Here is a 17,923-nt window from a genome sequence, read left to right on the forward strand (position 1 = left end):
CTCCCCTGGTCGTTGATCATCTGTCGTGTGCCCTAGGGTACTCAGCCGCCGTCGCAGCCCGAAGGGGTCTATCCGAGCGCGACGACCAGGCAGAGCGCCGCCAGCACCAGCGACACGGGCGTCATGGTGAAGCGCTCGGGTTTGCTGCGAGAGATCGCGTTCATCAGAATGCCCAGGGCGAAGTAAGCCGTGAGCACCCACATGGCGATGGATGTGAAGGCGTCGCTGGGGAAGACATCCGTCAGCGTCGCCGCGTCGAGCACGATCAGCGCGAACAGCACGTAGAGCAGGATCGACACCGCGCTGCCGATGCGCAGCTTGCGCGGGAGCACCTCGGACTGCCCGCCCCAGGCGAACCGCCCGAGCGGGACTCCCGCGATCAGCAGCACCTGGAAGACCGTCAGCAAACCCAGGACGACACAGATCAACACCGCCGCGATACTCGTCATGGGGCTCATCTTAGGGACGGCAGGCGCCGGGACTGCGGGTGAGGCGCCCTGCCCACCCGAAGTGGGGTGGCCCTCATCCAGCAGGTGTGCCGGCACGTTGACTCGGTCGCTCGCCCTTCCCCACGGTCGGAGCGCCCCCTGTCGTGGTGATCGACACCATCGAGGACAGGGGCACATCGTGGACATTCAACGCGTCGAGCTTCAGCCGCAAACCATGCTGGGGGTGCGCGACGTCGTCCCGCTGACCGGGCTGTCGATCTTCTTCGGCACGGCGTTCGACGCCACAGCTGCGGAGCTGGCGCGACAGGGAGTCCGCCCGGCGGGTGCGCCGATCGCCCTGTACACCGGCAACCCGACAGACACCGTCGACGTCACGGCCGGTTTCCCGGTCGTCGACCCGGTCGAAACCGGGCCGTCGACCGTGGTGGTGGACCTCTCCGGCGGGCCAGCGGTCCAGATCGTCCACACCGGAAACTACGACACCCTCGCCGACACCTACGCCCAGGTCATCGAATGGCTCACGGAGCAGAAGCTCACCCCCACCAGCCAGGTCTGGGAGGAGTACCTGGTCGGGCCGGACAGCGGCGCCGACCCGGCGGACTGGCAGACGCGGATCGTGTTCCCGATTGAGTCGCCGTAATCCACCGGCCCCTCGGTGACCCGCTTCGCGGGCGATGGGGCTGGCATGTCCCCTTCTATCACCGCCTTCAGGCGGCGATGAAAAAAGGTGCCGACGGCCATGGGCAGGCAGGAGTGATCGGGCTATGTTGGAGCGGAACTGCCCGATCGATGGCACTGAGCGTTGGGGGAACTGCGAGTGCCAGAGCACGACGAAGCCGCCGGAAGACTCCTGGGCGGGCGCTACGCGCTCGAGACACCGGTCGGGTATGGCGGAATGTCGACCGTCTACCGAGCGCGCGACGAATTGCTGGGCCGGCCGGTCGCCGTGAAGTTCTTCCACCCGGGTGCGACCGACGTCGCACGCCAGGAGAGCGAGCTCGCCGTGCTCGCGGCACTGGACCACCACAGCCTCGTGCAACTCTTCGACGCCGGAGTCGACATGGATGGCCGGGGTCGCCGAACCCGGTATCTGGTCATGGCGTTCGTCAACGGGCCCACGTTGCGGCAACGCCTGCGGCACGGCCCGCTTGCCGCGCGGCACATCGGGGAAATCGGCTATGACATGGCCGAAGCCCTCGAGTACATCCATTCGCACAATGTTGTTCACCGCGACATCAAGCCGTCCAACATCATGCTCGTGGACTACGGCAACGACGTGCAGCGGGCACGCGCCAAACTGACCGACTTCGGCATCGCGCTCGCGGACGACGTCGAGCGGATGACGGCACAAGGCATGACCACCGGCACCGCCGCGTACCTGAGTCCCGAGCAGGCGTCCGGCCAGGACGTGGGCCCCGCCAGCGACGTCTACGCGCTCGGGCTGGTGCTGCTGGAATGCTTCACCCGCGACATCGAGTTCCCGGGCAGCCTGGTCGAATCCGCGCTTGCCCGGCTGTCGCGCGACCCTGTCATCCCCGGCTGGCTGCCCGAACACTGGAGGCGGCTGCTCACGGCGATGACGGCCCGGAACCCCGCCGACCGGCCCGTGAAGGGTGAACTTGTCGCCACGCTCCGGCAGGTCGTGATCGCCTCCAGCGCCCGGCACAAGGAGCCGACGGAGCCGCTTTTCATCAGCACCGGTGACGTCCGGCCGCCGTTACCCAAGCCCGACATCCTCGACGACATCCCGAACCAGGCGCTGCAGCGGGCGACCGCATTGGCCGCGCGGCTGTTCTCCGCGCCGATCGCGGTCGTCAGCGTCGTGGACCACGACCGGCTCTGGCTGAAGTCCTACTACGGCGACGAGATCGAGGAGATCGCGCGCCAAGTGGACGTCACAGCATCCATCACACCGCTCGACGAGGCGATCGTGATCGAAGACGGTCGCGTGGATCCCCGGGCGAAGCACAGTCCCCTCGTGACGGGGCCGCTCGGCATCCGCTTCTATGTCGGTGTGCCGCTCCGCACCTCGGACGAGCGCACCATCGGCACGTTGAGCGTGCTCGGGATCGTTCCTGGCACGGCATCGGGCGCGGACATCGCCAACCTCGAGGACATCGCCGCACTCGTGGTGGCACAGTTGGAGATGCGACACGAGGGCATCAGGAACACCGCCTCGTAGCGGCGATCAACCTCAGTCGGCGAGGATCAGATATAGGGCCCGGCGGGCTTCGTCGAGTTTCTCGATTGCGGCCGTGCGCTGGGCGTCGGTCGCCGAGAACCGGAACTGCTGCACGACGCCGAACAGTTTCCCGACGCTCTCGTGGAAGAGCGCAGCGGAATCGGACTGCCCAGGGGTGGCCTCCCACGCCTCCTTGAGTTCATCCGCGTGCTCGGCCAGGTATGCGCGGCCCGCTTCGGTCAACTCGTAATCGGTGCGTCGGCCGTCACCGGTGGACGAGATGAGCTCCTCGTCCACGAGCTGCTGGAGCGTCGGATAGACCGAGCCCGGGCTCGGTCGCCAGGCCCCTCCGGTCTTCTCCTCGATCGCCCGGATCAGTCCGTAGCCGTTTGCGGGCCCGTCCGCCAGCAGCGACAGGATCACCGAGCGGACGTCGCCCTTGCTCGCCCGCCGGGAAGCGCGAGGACCAAGCCCGAATCCGGGCCCGAAACCGCCGAAACCGGGACCACCCGGGCCGAATCCTCCTCCCCTGCCGCGTCCGCGGCCGTGTGCCTGCGGGTTGTGCTCGGGCGACTCGTGGTGGGAGCGCCCGAATTCCGGGCCGAAGCCCACGCCGTGGGTGTGAAATGTGTGGTTCATGTTCGTAACTGCTTTCCATGTCATCAGGAACTATCTTCGTGTTCGCAAAGACTTTTGCGATGTATCAACGATATATCGTTGGTGATGATTGTCAAGAGATTTTTGTGCGCGGGCGGAGCCTCCATCCGTCGCGAAAGCTGCACGCCCGCGACGCGACGTCGATGTGCGGTACTTACGCCGATATGCGGGTGGCACGCCCGGCGCATAACGGCGCAGCTGCCGCACAGCGCGCACCGGGTCGCCGGGCGCCGGGTTGCCGGGCCCCGGGTCGCCGGGCCCGGGTCGCCGGGGGCTCAGGTTGCCGGTTGCCGGGTTGCCGGGTTGCCGGGTCGCCGCGTCGCCGTGCGCCGGCTCGCCGCGTCACCGGGTCACCAGGTCACCGGCTCGCCGCGTCACCGCAGCGCCACGACGATGCCCGCGGCCCGGGCGCCCCACGGCGCGCCTCAGCGCAGCGACGCGGCGAGCGGCCTCCGGCCCGAGTCGCCGTCTGCGTTCTGCGGTGAATCGGCGTCCGTGCGGGCGAACTCCGACTTCCACTCCCGGAAGGCCTCTTCGGTACGGCCCCGGCGCCAGTAGCCCGAAATCGACAGCTGGTCGCGCCGCAAACCCCGCTCGGTGCGGAGGTATGGCCGCACGCCCTTCATAATCTCCTCGGCCTCCATAATCTCCTCGGCCTCGCCGTGGACGAAGGCGTGAACCCGCCCGTCCAGCCACTCCACCGCGCGAACGGCTGTCTCGAGTCCATCCTCCGGCGAACTGTCGCGGTGCACGAACGTGACGGTTGCCCCGGTCGGCAGCGCCAGCTGCGGCTCATGAGCCGCAGATTCGACCAGCACGACCACCCGCGCGACGGCGCCATCGGTGAGCGCCTCGAGTGCCGCGGTGACGGCCGGAATCGCCGACTCGTCGCCGACCAGCAGGTGCCAGTCCGCCGCGGGGTCCGGCCGGTAGGCGCCACCCGGGCCGTTGGCGATCAGGATGTCGCCGACCTGTGCCGCCGCCGCCCAGGGGCCGGCGATTCCCTCATCGCCGTGCACAACGAAGTCGATGTCCATGGTTCCCGCCTCAACGTCGGGATTCAGCGCCGTGTAGGTGCGCACGTCCGGCAGGTCCTCGGGCGGCATTGTGCCCCGGAGCGCACGCACGTCGATCTGGTCGGGGTAGACGACGCCGGGCTTGGGGAAGACGAGTTTGATGTACCGGTCAGTGAACGAGCTCTCGTCGAAGGCGGAGAGGTCCTCGGTCTGCAGGTGCAGCCGGCGAAGTATCGGGGTGACCCAGGAGGTCGCGGACACTGAGAAGCGGGTGGTCGGCATCGTCATTCCTTCCAGATGCGCTCAAACGAGCAACCCACAGTGTCTCAGATGAGGATGGGCGTCCCGGGTTCAGGCCCGTCACCCGAGCGTTGCCCCGCCGACTCAACCGAGTCCGCCGCGCGGGCAAGCGCATCCGCTTGTCTGGAATTCACGCCGTCACGGACGCGTGGGCCAGATTGGATGGTACCGGTTCGTGGCGCAGGTAGCTGCGGCGGAACCAGCCGCTCCCCGCGGTCAGCGCACGGAGCTCGATCGCGTACCGCAGTAGCTCTGCATCCGGGATCTCTGCGCTGACCTCGCTCCGCTCGTCGCCGACCGAGATGGTCCCGGTCATGTGGCCCCGCCGGGTGGACAAGTCGTTCATCACCGCGCCCACGTAGCCGTCCGGAACGCTGATCGTCACCGCCGAGACCGGTTCCAGCAGCTGGATCTGCGCCGCAGACGCCGCCTCTCGCAACGCGAGCGCCCCGGCGGCCTGGAACGCGGCATCCGAGGAGTCGACGCTGTGCGCCTTTCCGCCGACGAGGGTAACCCGGATGTCGACGACCGGGAATCCCGCGGAGACGCCCTTCTGCATCTGCGCCATGACACCCTTTTCGACCGACTCGATGTACTGCCGCGGCACCACCCCGCCGACCACCTTGTCGACGAACTCGAACCCCGCTCCGCGTTGCAGCGGCTGGACCTCGATGTCGCAAATGGCGAATTGGCCGTGGCCGCCGGACTGCTTGACGTACCGTCCCCGCACCGCGGCCGGCGTGGCGAACGTCTCCCGGAGCGGCGTGACCACATCGACGGTCTGCAGTTTCACGCCCTGGCCGCGAAGCCGGTCGAGCACCACCTCGGCGTGCGCCTCCCCCATGCACCACAGGATCAGCTGGTGGGTTTCGGAATTGCGTTCCACCCGCAATGTCGGGTCGACGGCCGCGACCTTGCCCAGGTTCTTGGCGAGCGCGTCTTCGTCGCCGTGCGCCGCCCCCTGCACGGCTACCGGCATCAGCGGTTCCGGCATCTCCCAGGCCTCGACCAGCAACGGCGTCTCACGGGTGGACACCGTGTCGCCGGTCTCAGCGCTGCCCACCCGGGTGAGCGCGCAGATGTCACCCGCAACGCAGAACGGTACCGGCCGGAGGGTGGACCCCAGCGGGGACTGCAGGTGGGTGACCCGTTCGTCGGTGTCGTGGTCCTGGTGGCCGCGATCGGCCAGCCCGTGCCCGCCGATGTGCACGATCGAGTCCTCGCGCAGCGTGCCGGAGAAGACGCGCACCAGGCAGACCCGGCCGAGGAAGGAGTCGATGGTGGTGCGCACCACCTCGCCGACCAGCGGCCCCGCAGGGTCACAAGCCAGCGGCCCCGCCGGCCTGCCGTCGAGGTCGGTCACCGAGGGCAGCGTGCGCTCAACCGGCGACGGGAAGGCCCCGGTCAACACCTCCAGCAGTTCCGTCATACCCACACCGGTCTCAGCGGATGCCGCCAGCACCGGATAGAAGGACCCGCGGGCGACGGCGATCTCGAGGTCGGCGATGAGGGTGCCCTGGGCGATTTCCTCACCGCCGAGGTAGCGGTCCATCAGCGTCTCGTCCTCGCTCTCCGCAATGATCCCCTCGATCAGGGTGGCCCGCGGCGACTCGGCGTCGGCCAGTTCGCTCTCGTTCGCCGGCCGTTGGGCCGGGTGAGGAGAGTCCGCGTTGTAGTCCGACACGGTCTGGGACAGCAGTCCCAGCAAGCCGATGATCGTCCCGGCAGCGCGGATCGGCAGGTACAGCGGCAGCACCGATGGGCCGAAAGCGTCCTGGCACGCCGCCAGGACTGCCTCGTAGCCGGCCCGGGGATGGTCGATCCGGCTGATCACGACGGCTCGCGGCATCCCGATGCGTTCGCATTCCGCCCACAGTGCGGTGGTGGCGGCGTCGACGCCGTCAACCGCCGAGACCACGAACAGCGCCGCATCCGCTGCCCGTAAGCCGGCCCGCAGGTCACCGACGAAATCGGCGTAGCCCGGGGTGTCGAGCAGGTTCACCTTCACGTCGTCGACCGCCAGGGGAAGCACCGACAACGCCACCGATCGTTGCTGGTGGATCTCGGACGGGTCAGAGTCGCTCACCGTGGTGCCGTCGACGACGGTACCCATCCGCGTGATGGCTCCGGTGGCCGCGAGCAGCGCCTCGGCGAGCATCGTCTTGCCGGCGCCCGACCGGCCGACCAGTGCGATGTTGCGGATCTTCTCCGGACGATCCGCCGGCGCCCCACTGAGGGCTGACGCCCGGCGTTGATCTGCGCCGCCCCGACCCGTCGGCTTGGACGGGTCTTGTGTGCCTTTTCCGGACATGAGCAGCTCCCGACGTCGTCGTCTTGACTTTCCCGCACCGTTGTACCGATTTGACACCCTGGAGCGGCCGGACGGCAAGGGCTGCAGGTGCGCCCGCCAGGACGTGTCGGTGGTCCACGCCGGCGCGTCGAGCCGCCAGGGCCAGGCAGAGCCGGTCGGCCGGTCTGTCGGCCGGTTCGTCGGCCGGTCGGCCGGTCCATCTGTCGGCCGGTCGGTCCGTCGGCCGGTCGGCCGGTCCGTCGGCCGGTCGGCCGGTTCGTCGGCCGGTCGGCCAGTTCACAACTCCTGCATTCCGGGAGAAGGGGCGCGCAGAGACCGCATCATTCCGGGGCGGCCCGGCCGCTGCCGTGCAGAATGCAGGAGTTATGCAGTGGGTGCCCCCGTGCCGCCCTCGTAAGTGGCAACAATGAAGCGGCAACAAGGTCGGCACGCGCGCGTGAGGGGCCAGGAAGTCCTGGTCGCGGACCTCGGCGACCAGGACTTGTTGGCCCCTCACACGATCAGGCCACCCCGACGGGGCGAGCCCGCCTGCTAGAGGAAGCGCGAGAGGAAGGCTCGCGTGCGCTCGTGCTGGGGGTTGTCGATGACTTCTTCCGGCGTGCCCTGCTCGACGATCACGCCGCCGTCCATGAAGACGACCCGGTCGGCCGCCTCCCGGGCGAAGCTGATCTCGTGCGTGACGACCACCATGGTGAGCCCCTCCGCTGAGAGCTCCTTCATCGTGGCGAGCACCTCCCCGACCAATTCCGGGTCGAGCGCGCTCGTCGGCTCGTCGAACAGCATCAGCTTGGGCCGCATGGCCAATGCCCGTGCGATCGCAACTCGCTGCTGCTGCCCGCCCGAGAGCTGCCGCGGGTACGCGTTCTCCCGCCCGCTCAGGTTCACCTTCGCGAGCAGCTTCTTCGCATACGCGACGGCTTCCTCACGCGCCTCACCCTTGACCCCGGTCGGCGCCTCGATGACGTTCTGCAGCACGGTCATGTGAGCGAACAGGTTGAACTGCTGGAACACCATGCCGATGTCCCGCCGCCGCAACGCGATCTGGTTGCCCGACAGTTCGTGCAGGCGTCCGTTTCGCACCTCGAACCCCACGTCCTGGCCGTCGACGAGAATCCTCCCGCCGTTCAACTCCTCGAGCAGGTTGATGCAGCGGAGGAACGTGGACTTCCCCGAACCGGACGGCCCGAGGATCACCACGGTCTCCCCCGGCTGCACCTCCAGGTTGATCCCGGAGAGCACTTCGACATCGCCGAAGCTCTTCCGCACGTTCTCAGCGACCAAAACCGGGCTGCCGTGCAGGGCAATGGTTTCGTGCTGGGTTGGCGTCAACTGACTCATCAGGCGTCGCTCCTCTCTATGACGGGTGCTGCGACGGACCCGGTCACCGGCGCGGATGCCGTCCGCCGGCCGCCCCTGCGGACCAGGAAGTCCCACATTCCGTTCGTCTCCTGCTTGGCGCTCCGCGAGAATCGCTTCTCGATGAAGGACTGCCCGATGTTCAGCAGCGTGGTGATGATCAGGTACCAGATCACCGCGACCAGCAGCAGCGGAATGGTCTGGAAGTTGCGGTTGTAGATCGCCTGCACGGTGTAGAAGAGGTCGGACATCGCGATCACGGAGACCAGGGAGGTCGCCTTCGCCATGCTGATCACCTGGTTGCCGGTGGGCGGGATGATGAACCGCATCGCCTGCGGCAGCACGATCCGCCGCATGATCCGCGCGTTCGACATGCCAACGGATGCCCCGGCCTCACGCTGCCCCGGGTCGACCGAGAGCAGGCCGCCCCGGATGATTTCCGCCATGTAGGCCGCCTCGTGAAGCCCCAGGCCGAGGATCGCCACCAGCATCGGGGTGATCACCGTGTTGGTGCCGACCGAGATGAACGCCGGTCCGAACGGAATGCCCAGCGACAGCTGCGGCACGAGCGCCGACAGGTTGTAGAAGAAGATCAGCTGCACCAGCAGCGGCGTGCCCCGGAAGAACCAGATGTACGCCGACGCTGTGCCCTGCAGCACCGGGTTCTTTGAGATCCGGCAGATCGCCAACACCACGCCCAACACGATTCCGAGGATCATGCCGATGATCGTCAGCACGATCGTCATCCCCAGGCCGCGCATCACGTCGATGGAGAAGAGGTACTTGGCCACCGTGCCCCAGCCGAACCGTTCGTTGGTCACGAACAGCTGCACCAGTTGGGCGAGCAGTACCGCGATCACGAGTACGGCGACCAGGCGCCACGGATGCTTACGCCGCACGGAATTCGCGACGTCCAGGCCTACAGATGGTGACGTCATCCGCTTCTCCCGTCGTTCTGGGTTGGTCGTGGTGTTGGCGGACATCAGGAGACGCCGAGGTTGATGCCGGGGGCGTCGACCATGTTGCCCTCAAGGCCGTGCGCCTTCATGATGTCGGCGTAGGTTCCATTGTCGAACAGTTCCTGGAAGGCGCCGAGCATGACGTCGACCAGTGGGGAGTCCATCGGTACCAGCGCACCCTGGTGCAGGTCGTCGAAGCCGTTCTTCTGGCCGGTCCCGGCGAGTTCGAGCGCGCCGTCGGACTGCTCGACGAAGTAGGTCAGCGGGGCCTGCGAGGAGAAGAACGCGTCGGCACGGCCGGACTGCACCGCGAGGATCGAGCTCGGCTGGTCCTTGTATGACTGCACCTCCACGGCGGGCTTGCCGTCGGTGACGCACTTGTCGGCCTGGGTCTTGATGACCTTCTCCGCCGAACCGCTGGCCATCACGGCGACCTTCTTGCCGCAGGCCGAGTCGAGGTCGGTGATCTTCTGCGGGTTGCCCTTGGCGACCGCGAAGACCACGAATTCCTGTACCCAGTCGATGAAGGTCGCCTGGGCCTGGCGCTCCTTGAAGTCACCGACCGGTCCCATGTCGAGGTCGTAGCGTCCGGCATCCATGCCGCCGAGAACGCTGGCCAGCCCGTCGACCGTGGCGTGCTCGATCTTCACGCCCAGGATTTCACCGATGGCCACCGAGATGTCGGCCGTCGCGCCTTCGAGGCTGCCGGCGCCGTCGACGATCGTGTACGGGGGGAACGAGCCGTTGTTGACGGCGGTGATCGAGCCGGCCTTCTTGATCGCGTCGGGGAGCGCGTCGTGCAGCTTCTGGTTCATCTTCTGGGGTGCGGCGGACTCGGCGGCGGCCGGTGAACCGGTGCCGCCCTCGTCGACGGCGCATCCGGTGAGTCCGAGCGCCAACAGGACTGCGGTGCCGACGGCGATAGTGCGTGCTGTTCTCATGGTGTATCTCCTCTGATTAGAACGAAACGGATGCTGTGACTGACGGAACCGGGGATCCGGCGGGTGTGCGTGGTGCCGGGTTCACGTCGAAGCGACGGTTCGCCAGCACCGGGAGGCTGTTGCGCGCCTCCGTCAGACGGGAATGAGAAATCGTGGCCGTGATCATCTCGGCACCGGCGAGCGCCTGTGCGATCGGGATCCCGTGCGGGTCGACGATCATGCTGCGGCCGATGCAGCTCTCCCCCGCCTCGCCCGACGCGACCAGGTACACGGTGTTGTCGAGGGCTCGGGCGCTCACCAGGGTGCTCCAGTGGAACTCCTTCGACGGCCCCTTTGCCCAGGCGGCCGGAAGCACGATAGCGTCGGCTCCCTGCACGGCCACCAGCCGGGCAAGCTCGGGAAACCGCACGTCGTAGCAGGTCATGAAGCCGATTTTGAAGCCGTTGACGTCGAGCAGCGGGGGCACCTCGTCGGCGGCCAGGATGTTGTCGGACTCGCGGGCGGCGAACGCGTCGTAGAGGTGCGTCTTACGGTAGAGGTGCACGATCTCGCCGCCCCGCACGGTGACGAGGGTGTTGTACGGCCGCGGTGTGCCCGACGTCTCGTGGATCCCGAAGACGACGGTGAGTTTCAGCCCGACGGTGGCCGCCCGGAGCGCCGTGACGAACGGTCCGTCGAGCGGTTGGGCCGCCATGCGGATGCGCTCCTTCTCCCCCATGAACCGGGCGAGGACGCCCTCGGGGAGCACCAGCAGGTCGGTTCCGTCGGCCTCGGCCTGCCCGATCAGGGGCAGGATCTGGTCGACATTGGCCTGCCAGTCGTTGTTCACCGCGAACTGCGCTGCGGCCACGCGGAGCTGGTCGGGCACGTGGTTCGCGCCTGCGGCGGTCGGGCTCACGCCGAGACCCCGATCGCGCTCGGAGCGGTGTCGAACTGCGGGAACAACCGGTCGACATCCACGTCTTCGTCCATCAGTCCCTGTGCGATCAGCTCGGCCTGGAATGCGGCGATCATGGTGCGGTTGGACTCCAGCCCGTAGGGCATCCAGTCCGACCCGAAGACGCGAGTGGCCTCGGCCATCGCCTCGTTCTGCCACGGCGTGATGTCGAGCAGCTTGCCACGGCGGGCGGAGCTGATGTCCTTGGCCGATTCGAAGAGTTCCATCAGCTGGGCGGCGCGCTCGGGCGCCTTTGCCAGCAGCGAGGTCTGCACCGCGAGCACGTGGATGCCGGGGATGAACCCGGTGGTCGCGTAGTAGTCGGCCTCGGCCTGCTGCGGGTCGCGGTAGAGCGTGCGGAACGGGGCATCCGCTTCGTAGAACCCGGCGGGCATGAACGGGGTCATCACCGCGTCGAGGGCGCCGCGCTCGAGCATGTCGACCATCGGCTCGTCATTTTCGGTCGGGGCGATGTTTGCGGGCACCTCGATCGGGCCGATGCGGTCCATGATCGGGTGGTCCTTGGTGAGGCCGCCGACGCGCCACTCGGCATCGATGATGCCGACGCCGGCCTGGCGGAGGATGGCGCGGGTCCAGGTGTTGCCGCTGTCTGCCCAGCCGGTGAGGCCGATGCGCTTGCCGCGGAGGTCGGCGGCGGTTTCGAGCGGGCTGTTCTTCGCGGTGATGATGCACCGGTGACGGAAGCCGCGCATGATGAAAACCGGCAGGGCGGTCACGCTGTCGTCGCCGGTCGCTCGAGCCCGCACATAACGGCTGAAGGAGGTCTCGCCGCCGTCGAGGTCACGCTCGGTCCAGACATCCGGCGTGATCGCGCGCGTCTCCAGGTCGAAGCTCTCGAACCCGGGAACTTCCTTGGTCGCGATGGGCATCACGTGGTCCCAGTGGCGAGTGGCGAGACGGATGGCGCTCATAGAGTGATTTGCTTCCTCGAGTTGGTTGGTGCCCCGGGTGCTTATCGAACACACGTCACCGGGTATTGAAACGAGAGCTTATGCTCAATGGACGAACTAGCACAATCCAAGCTATTGTTACTGAACAAAAGCGCTTGATCTGGCTCCAGGCTGGGAGATTCCGTGGAACGCAATGACGCACCGCCCGCGACCGAAACGTCGTCAGACTGGCTTGCCGCGCGCATCGAGGAACCCTCCGCGCTCGGCATCGCGGCGGCCATCATCCGCCTGGTGCGACAGGGCGAGATCGCGAGCGGATGCCGGCTGCCCACCGTTCGCGACCTGGCCGTCGTGCTCCACGTCAGCCCCGCCACCGTCTCCGCCGCCTGGGCCACACTGCGCAAGCACGGAGTGATCGAGGGCACAGGCCGCCAGGGCACGCGGGTACTGGACGCACCGCGGATGCTTGCGCCGAAGCGTTTCGAGAACGTGGTGCGGCTGTGGGGCGGCAGCGTGCTCGACCTGTCGCTGGCCACACCGGACCCGGCCCTCCTTCCCAGCCTGCAGAACGCCATCGCGCGGGCACCCATCGACGAACGCTTGAACTGGTACCAGCGGCCGAGCATCATCCCGGCGCTGCGCGACGCCGTGGCACCGACCTGGCCCTGGCAACCCGAGGCCTGGTTCGTGGCGAACGGCGGCTACGACGGCATCCGCTTGCTCGTCGCGTCGGGCGTGGTCCCCGGCGAATACGTGGCCGTTGCCGACCCGTCGACACCGCGCACGCTGGACATCCTCGAGCTCTTCGGCGCCCGCGTGCTGCCCGTGAAAACGGATGCCGACGGGCCGCAGGCCGAGTCCCTCCGCCACGCCCTGAAGAGCCGCCCGGTCGCGTTCATCTATGAGCCGCGCTCCGGTTCCCGCTCCGGTTCGACATTGTCGGCCGAGCGGCACGCGGAACTGGCCGCGGTGCTCGATGGCACCGACTGCCTAATCATCGAAGACGACGGCCTCGGCGACCTCAACCTGCACCCCGGCGTCAGCCTCGGCACGGTGTTCCCCGACCGCAGCGTCGTGGTGCGCTCGTACTCGAAGTCGCACGGCCCGGACCTCCGCACTGCGGTGATGGGGGGCGCCGAGCTGCCGATCGAACGGGCCCGGCTGTACCAGCAGTTCGGCGCCGGGTGGACCAGCCGGATGCTGCAGGGCGCGCTCGCCTGGATGCTCACAGATGCCGACACCCGGGCCAGGGTCGACCACGCGCGGCAGGTCTACAAGGGCCGCCGCGTGCAGATGGCCACCCTCCTCGGCGAGCGCGGCCTCAACGTCAAACCGCGCGACGGTCTCAGCCTGGTGGTGCCGCTCCTCAGCGAACAGCAGGGCCTCCTCGTTCTCGCCTCCTACGGAATCGCCACCGAAACCGGCAGGGAGGGCAGCATCCTGACTCATTCGCCGGTCGCGCGACTGGGCATCGGCCAGGAGCTGGCCGACCCGGAGCGCGTCGCCGACGCCTACGCGATGGCCGCCCGCGCGTTGTAACTGCACGACCGATTGGAAGGAAACAGATGACCCTCTCGACCCTCAATGTGACGGCGGATGCCGCCCTCACCGACGAGCTGATCGCGTTCCGCCGCGAGATGCACGCCGACCCCGAGACCGGGCTGCAGCTCCCCCGCACCCAGGCGCGGGTGCTCGAAGCGCTGAAGGACCTCGACCTGGAGAGCGTGCTCGGGGCGGCCACGACATCCGTTGTCGCGATTCTCCGGGGAGGCGGTGTGCCGTCCGACGTGGTCGGCGCCGACCGCCCGACCGTGCTGCTGCGTGGCGACATGGACGCGTTGCCGATCACGGAGAAGTCGGGCGTATCATTCGCGTCGACGAACGGCGCGATGCACGCCTGCGGGCACGACCTGCACACCGCCGGGCTGATCGGTGCGGCGAAGCTGCTGCACGCGGTGCGCGACAGGCTGCCGGGCGACGTGGTGTTCATGTTCCAGCCCGGGGAGGAGATCTTCGCCGGCGCCCAGGCCATGCTCGACGAGGGCCTGCTGCAGCTTTCCGGCAGCCGACCGCTCGCGGCGTACGGCGTGCACATGGCGTCGGATGCCCCGGCCGGTTTGTTCACCACGCGGCCCGGCTCGTACATGGCGGCGTTCGGGCAGCTGGATGTGACGGTGAAGGGGCGTGGCGGGCACGGGTCCCGTCCGTTCCAGGCGCTCGACCCAATCCAGGTCGCCGCCGAGATGGTGGGGGCACTGCAGACCTACATCACCCGCCGGTTCAACGTGTTCGACCCGGTGATCCTCACCGTGGGCGAGTTCCATGGCGGATCGGCGGCCAACATCATCCCCGATGAGGCGACGTTCAAGGCCGGCATCCGGTGCTTCAGCCCGGAGGTGGAGGTGCGGCTGGGCGCCGAGCTGGCGAACCTGATCGAGTCGATCGCGCGCGCGCACCAGCTGACCGCAGACGCGGTGTTCGAGCTCAAGCTGCCGGTCACGGCGAACACCGCTTCGGAGGCGGAGTTCTGGGCCGCGACCGCCGCCGACCTGTTCGGCGCCGACCGCTTCGAGACGCTGCAGTTTCCGAAGGCCGGGTCGGAGGACTTCTCCAAGATCCTGCTCGAAGTGCCAGGCTCATTCGGTCACATCGGTGCCGGATCCCCCGACGTCGACCCCAGCGAGTGGGCGCCGCTGCACTCCCCGCGTGCGCAGTTCGACGATCGGGTGCTCGGCGACCAGGCGTCGTTCCTGGCGACGCTGGCGGTGCGGCGGCTCGCCGCCGCGACAGCCGCCTGACCCCTGGTCGACCGCCGGTGGTCGAGCCTGTCGAGACCCCGGTGGCCTCACCGCCCCCGGTCGAGCCTGTCGAGCCCCGGTGGTCGAGCCTGTCGAGACCCTCGTCGGCGAGCCTGTCGAGACCCCGCCCACTCCATAACTCCTGCATTTCCGAGAAGAAGTCGGCGGGAACCGCGTGATTCCGAGGCTTCTCAGTCCCTTGCCCCGCGGAATGCAGGAGTTATGCGCGCGACCGCGTGAGCAAAGGCGGCGGCGGGATCGAGACCATCACGAAATCGCCGGCTTCACACCCCTGCAACGGTGACAACAGTGCTGGAAAGCTACGATCTGAGCATGGGTCCCCGAACTGAACGCGTCCACGGGACCCTCACTTCCTGGAACGACGACCGCGGCTTCGGCTTCATCACCCCGACCCAAGGAACCAACAGGGCCTTCGTGCACATCAAGGCGTTCCCATCCAGGGCCACGAGGCCGCAAGTCGGAGAGGCGCTCACCTTCACCATCGAGCACTCGGCAGATGGCAAGCAACGGGCGGCGCGAGTACAGGTGGCTGGGCGGCGAATACCGACGAAGTCGCGTCGGCGCACCTCCCGCGGCAGGTCCGGCGCCGCCAGTTACCTCACGATCCTCGCCTTCGTGATCGGCTACCTCGCTGCAAATGCGATGTGGCCGATCCCGATATGGGTTGCCGGCCTCTATCTCGTCGCCAGTATCGCGTGCTTCATCGTGTACGCGGCGGACAAGTCAGCGGCCACTGCGCGCCGCTGGCGGGTGCCGGAGAACACCCTGATCCTGGTGGGCGTCGTCGGCGGCTGGCCGGGGGCGATCCTCGCCCAGCAGATGCTTCGCCACAAGACCCAGAAGGCCGCCTTCCGGGCGGTCTTCTGGAGAAGCGTGCTCGTGAATCTGATTGTCTTCGTGGTGTTCGCAACGCCCGCGTTTTCACTGTTCGTCGAAGCGAACAAGCGCCCGTTGTTGTGATCGATTGCATCCCCGTTTCGGGCTACACAAACCCGCGCACGCGCACCCGGTCCACGCGGCGCTCGACGACCGCGCCCACGCGCAACGGCGCCGCGATCTTCAGCAATGTGCGCGCCTGGTCCTGCGCATCGAAGTCGCAGGTGCATCCAGCGAGCCGGTTGCTTTCGTGGGTCGCATCCAGACAGGCGACATATTCGTCAAGGGTCAGCTGCTCCAGGTCACGCACGAGGGCCGTCGAGGTGACGCCGTCGCTCACCATGCCGCGAAATGTGATGCCGCAGTCGCACGGCCCGTACGGATACCGCCTGCTGAGGGGGCACGCGTCGACCATGAAGACGAGCTCGCCGTCGATTCCTTCCATGACGTCACTCGGCCGAGTGCCCTGGGTGTGATCGGTTGCCACGAGAACTTTCATTGTTCACCCCAGCCCGACGCGAGCCTCGATAGTGTGCGCGCCTGTCACGGGCTATTTCACCTCGAACGGGCTTCACCTCGACCGCGAACAGACCAAATGGTGGATAACTTTGGAGACGAGTCCCCTGTGCAGGAAGCGCCCTCACTGCGCTCCGGTGAGCTCAGCCCGATTTCGCTCGTACCTGGTCTTGCCGATGAGCCGCCAGATCATTCGCACCGGCGCGGGCAAGTGTCCCCGCAGCCAGTCGTCACCACCATCCGGCTGGGCAGCGAGGATAGCCCCCAACTGGATGAACATCTTGCCTCTCGGCGTTGCCTTGCGACCATGCTCAGACAACGCGTCGACCTCCGCCGGCGTGAGCACGGTCTCCATCACCGGCACGATGTGCACCTCCTCGTCGGGCAAGTGCAGGGCAAGCGCCGCGTTGATCCCGGCGAGCGCAGCGACAACGGATGCGGCATCCGTCGCCCGACCGCTCACTCGCCAGGCCGGCAAGCTCGCGTCGAGCGCCTCGAGGTGCGAGAGCATCTCGGCGTGCTGCTGCTTCATCCGCGCGACGTGGACTGCGCAGGAGGGCGCACGAGCCTCGAGGCGGCCCCAGAGCAGCGAGTCTTCCCCCTCATGATGGGCGTGCAACCCGGTCGAGAGCATCGACAGGTGGTCAGCGACGATGTCGGCGTGGGCCGCATCAGTGTCGGCGACACAGCCGACAAGCGCGGGGCCCTCATCGAACCCGGCCCGGAACATCCGATGGATCTCGGCCATTCCACTGGCATCGCAGGTCTTCACCCCGCCGACACCGACGCCGCCGTCGGGGTTGTCGCCACTCGAGGGCAACGCGGTTGCAGGCATGAGGGCTCCGATCGTCATTGAGCGAATCGCCACTGGGCAGGCGATGGAACTATATTCCGTGCGGCGTCGCACGGGCAAGGGGTGCGAATGGATCACGCATGCGTCGTGATGGCGTCGGGTCACCTCAGCGACTCACAGCCTCGCTGGCGCCGCTCACGGCTCCGACAGCCGATTCCGCACGGCGAGGCTCCAGCGCAAACGGGAGCAGGGCGACGCCGAAGAGGGCCAATGCCTCGGCGTAGGCGGGGTGCGCGAACGAGGTGAGCTCGCTGAGCACGAACATCAGCACGACCGGCACCAGCGAACCGGCCAGCAGGATGGCCGGCAGTCGCACGTCCCGGCGGCGAAGCATCGCGAAGCCCAGGATGATCGGCAGCAGCAGCAGGGCGAAGAACAGGATCGTCGTGCCGGCCTCGAATACTCCGAGGGACTCGGAATTCGCCCCGGTGATGGCGCCCCAGAGCATCATCACCGCGAACAGCAGGAACGTGACGATCAACAGCCGGCGCACCCAGCGGGTGAATCCGCCGGAGTCCAGCTGCGGCCCCACCTGCATCAGCACGGCAGTGAGGAGCAGGTAAGGGACGGCGTGACCAAGGTTCACACCGGCGAGCATCCAGTCGTGACCGCCCTGCACGCCCCACGGCGGAGGCGTCCCTTCGAACCCCTGCCAGAGGGCGTCGGTGAGGGCGATCGTGGAGAGCACTGCGGCGCCGGCCAGCCCGGCGAGGGGAAGGAGTTTCATGATTGTTGCCTTTCGGTGCGGTGCGGATGTGGTGCGGGTGTGGTGGGGATGTGGTGAAGCTCGAGTGGACCTCGGGTCGTGCATCGCGGCGCCAGTTCCGCCGGACTCCCCCA

17 protein-coding genes are annotated in these 17,923 nt (G+C 67.7%); 5 read left to right on the plus strand and 12 right to left on the minus strand.

Features of this window, described 5'->3' with window-relative positions; all coding sequences use genetic code 11:
• Positions 1–68 precede the first annotated feature (68 nt).
• Positions 69–449 carry a hypothetical protein gene (locus AB4Y94_RS07195; protein WP_441726755.1) on the minus strand — a complete coding sequence of 127 codons (381 nt, stop codon included), beginning with the start codon at positions 447–449 and terminating at the stop codon, positions 69–71.
• Positions 450–627: 178 nt separating this feature from the next.
• Here AB4Y94_RS07195 and AB4Y94_RS07200 point away from each other — a divergent pair, with 178 nt between their 5' ends.
• Complete coding sequence (locus AB4Y94_RS07200; RefSeq protein ID WP_441726757.1) at positions 628–1,089, plus strand: GyrI-like domain-containing protein; 462 nt, start codon at positions 628–630, stop codon at positions 1,087–1,089.
• A gap of 177 nt (positions 1,090–1,266) precedes the next feature.
• A complete protein-coding gene (locus tag AB4Y94_RS07205; protein WP_441726760.1) occupies positions 1,267–2,631 on the plus strand; it encodes a protein kinase domain-containing protein in 1,365 nt (454 codons plus the stop codon).
• A 12-nt stretch (positions 2,632–2,643) separates the two neighbouring features.
• Here AB4Y94_RS07205 and AB4Y94_RS07210 read toward each other — a convergent pair whose 3' ends face one another.
• From AB4Y94_RS07210 to AB4Y94_RS07245, 8 genes are all read right to left on the minus strand, one after another.
• Positions 2,644–3,270 (minus strand): PadR family transcriptional regulator, encoded by a 627-nt coding sequence (locus AB4Y94_RS07210; protein ID WP_441726763.1) that lies wholly within the window; start codon positions 3,268–3,270, stop codon positions 2,644–2,646.
• A 443-nt stretch (positions 3,271–3,713) separates the two neighbouring features.
• Entirely contained in the window at positions 3,714–4,586 is an 873-nt protein-coding gene (locus tag AB4Y94_RS07215; RefSeq protein ID WP_441726766.1) for a siderophore-interacting protein, read from the minus strand.
• Positions 4,587–4,734: 148 nt separating this feature from the next.
• Positions 4,735–6,915, minus strand: a complete 2,181-nt coding sequence (locus AB4Y94_RS07220; RefSeq protein WP_441726769.1) for an elongation factor G-like protein EF-G2 — start codon at positions 6,913–6,915, stop codon at positions 4,735–4,737.
• A 531-nt stretch (positions 6,916–7,446) separates the two neighbouring features.
• Positions 7,447–8,253: an amino acid ABC transporter ATP-binding protein gene (locus AB4Y94_RS07225; RefSeq protein WP_441726771.1), complete on the minus strand. Its 807-nt coding sequence runs from the start codon at positions 8,251–8,253 to the stop codon at positions 7,447–7,449.
• Positions 8,253–9,209, minus strand: a complete 957-nt coding sequence (locus tag AB4Y94_RS07230) for an amino acid ABC transporter permease (protein ID WP_441726774.1) — start codon at positions 9,207–9,209, stop codon at positions 8,253–8,255. The genes AB4Y94_RS07225 and AB4Y94_RS07230 overlap by 1 nt, the downstream gene beginning before the upstream one ends.
• Before the next feature lie 44 nt (positions 9,210–9,253).
• Positions 9,254–10,171 carry an ABC transporter substrate-binding protein gene (locus AB4Y94_RS07235; protein WP_441726777.1) on the minus strand — a complete coding sequence of 306 codons (918 nt, stop codon included), beginning with the start codon at positions 10,169–10,171 and terminating at the stop codon, positions 9,254–9,256.
• 16 nt (positions 10,172–10,187) lie between these two features.
• Positions 10,188–11,069, minus strand: a complete 882-nt coding sequence (locus AB4Y94_RS07240) for a nitrilase-related carbon-nitrogen hydrolase (protein WP_441726780.1) — start codon at positions 11,067–11,069, stop codon at positions 10,188–10,190.
• A complete protein-coding gene (locus tag AB4Y94_RS07245) occupies positions 11,066–12,040 on the minus strand; it encodes an ABC transporter substrate-binding protein (RefSeq protein ID WP_441726783.1) in 975 nt (324 codons plus the stop codon). Before AB4Y94_RS07245 ends, AB4Y94_RS07240 begins: the two co-directional genes overlap by 4 nt.
• A gap of 162 nt (positions 12,041–12,202) precedes the next feature.
• Between AB4Y94_RS07245 and AB4Y94_RS07250 the strand changes: the two genes are divergently transcribed.
• The 3 genes from AB4Y94_RS07250 (at position 12,203) to AB4Y94_RS07260 (ending at position 15,798) form a co-directional block, all read left to right on the plus strand.
• The gene (locus AB4Y94_RS07250; RefSeq protein ID WP_441726786.1) at positions 12,203–13,558 is read left to right on the plus strand and encodes an aminotransferase class I/II-fold pyridoxal phosphate-dependent enzyme; all 1,356 of its coding nucleotides are present in this window, start codon (positions 12,203–12,205) and stop codon (positions 13,556–13,558) included.
• Positions 13,559–13,584: 26 nt separating this feature from the next.
• Positions 13,585–14,817: a M20 metallopeptidase family protein gene (locus tag AB4Y94_RS07255; RefSeq protein WP_441726788.1), complete on the plus strand. Its 1,233-nt coding sequence runs from the start codon at positions 13,585–13,587 to the stop codon at positions 14,815–14,817.
• A gap of 333 nt (positions 14,818–15,150) precedes the next feature.
• On the plus strand, positions 15,151–15,798 hold the full coding sequence (locus AB4Y94_RS07260) for a DUF1294 domain-containing protein (protein WP_441726790.1): 648 nt from the start codon (positions 15,151–15,153) through the stop codon (positions 15,796–15,798).
• Between the two features lie 22 nt (positions 15,799–15,820).
• On the opposite strand, the gene AB4Y94_RS07265 is transcribed toward AB4Y94_RS07260, so the two are convergent.
• The 3 genes from AB4Y94_RS07265 to AB4Y94_RS07275 all read right to left on the minus strand — a co-directional run bounded on the left by AB4Y94_RS07265 (position 15,821) and on the right by AB4Y94_RS07275 (position 17,810).
• On the minus strand, positions 15,821–16,201 hold the full coding sequence (locus tag AB4Y94_RS07265; RefSeq protein WP_441726793.1) for a DUF7715 family protein: 381 nt from the start codon (positions 16,199–16,201) through the stop codon (positions 15,821–15,823).
• Between the two features lie 153 nt (positions 16,202–16,354).
• The gene (locus AB4Y94_RS07270) at positions 16,355–17,065 is read right to left on the minus strand and encodes a hemerythrin domain-containing protein (RefSeq protein WP_441726795.1); all 711 of its coding nucleotides are present in this window, start codon (positions 17,063–17,065) and stop codon (positions 16,355–16,357) included.
• Between the two features lie 124 nt (positions 17,066–17,189).
• Positions 17,190–17,810, minus strand: coding sequence for a hypothetical protein (locus tag AB4Y94_RS07275; protein ID WP_441726798.1), 621 nt, complete (start codon positions 17,808–17,810; stop codon positions 17,190–17,192).
• Between the last annotated feature and the right edge of the window lie 113 nt (positions 17,811–17,923).

It is taken from the genome of Glaciibacter sp. 2TAF33 (assembly GCF_052114945.1).
Classification (GTDB): Bacteria; Actinomycetota; Actinomycetes; order Actinomycetales; family Microbacteriaceae; genus Cryobacterium.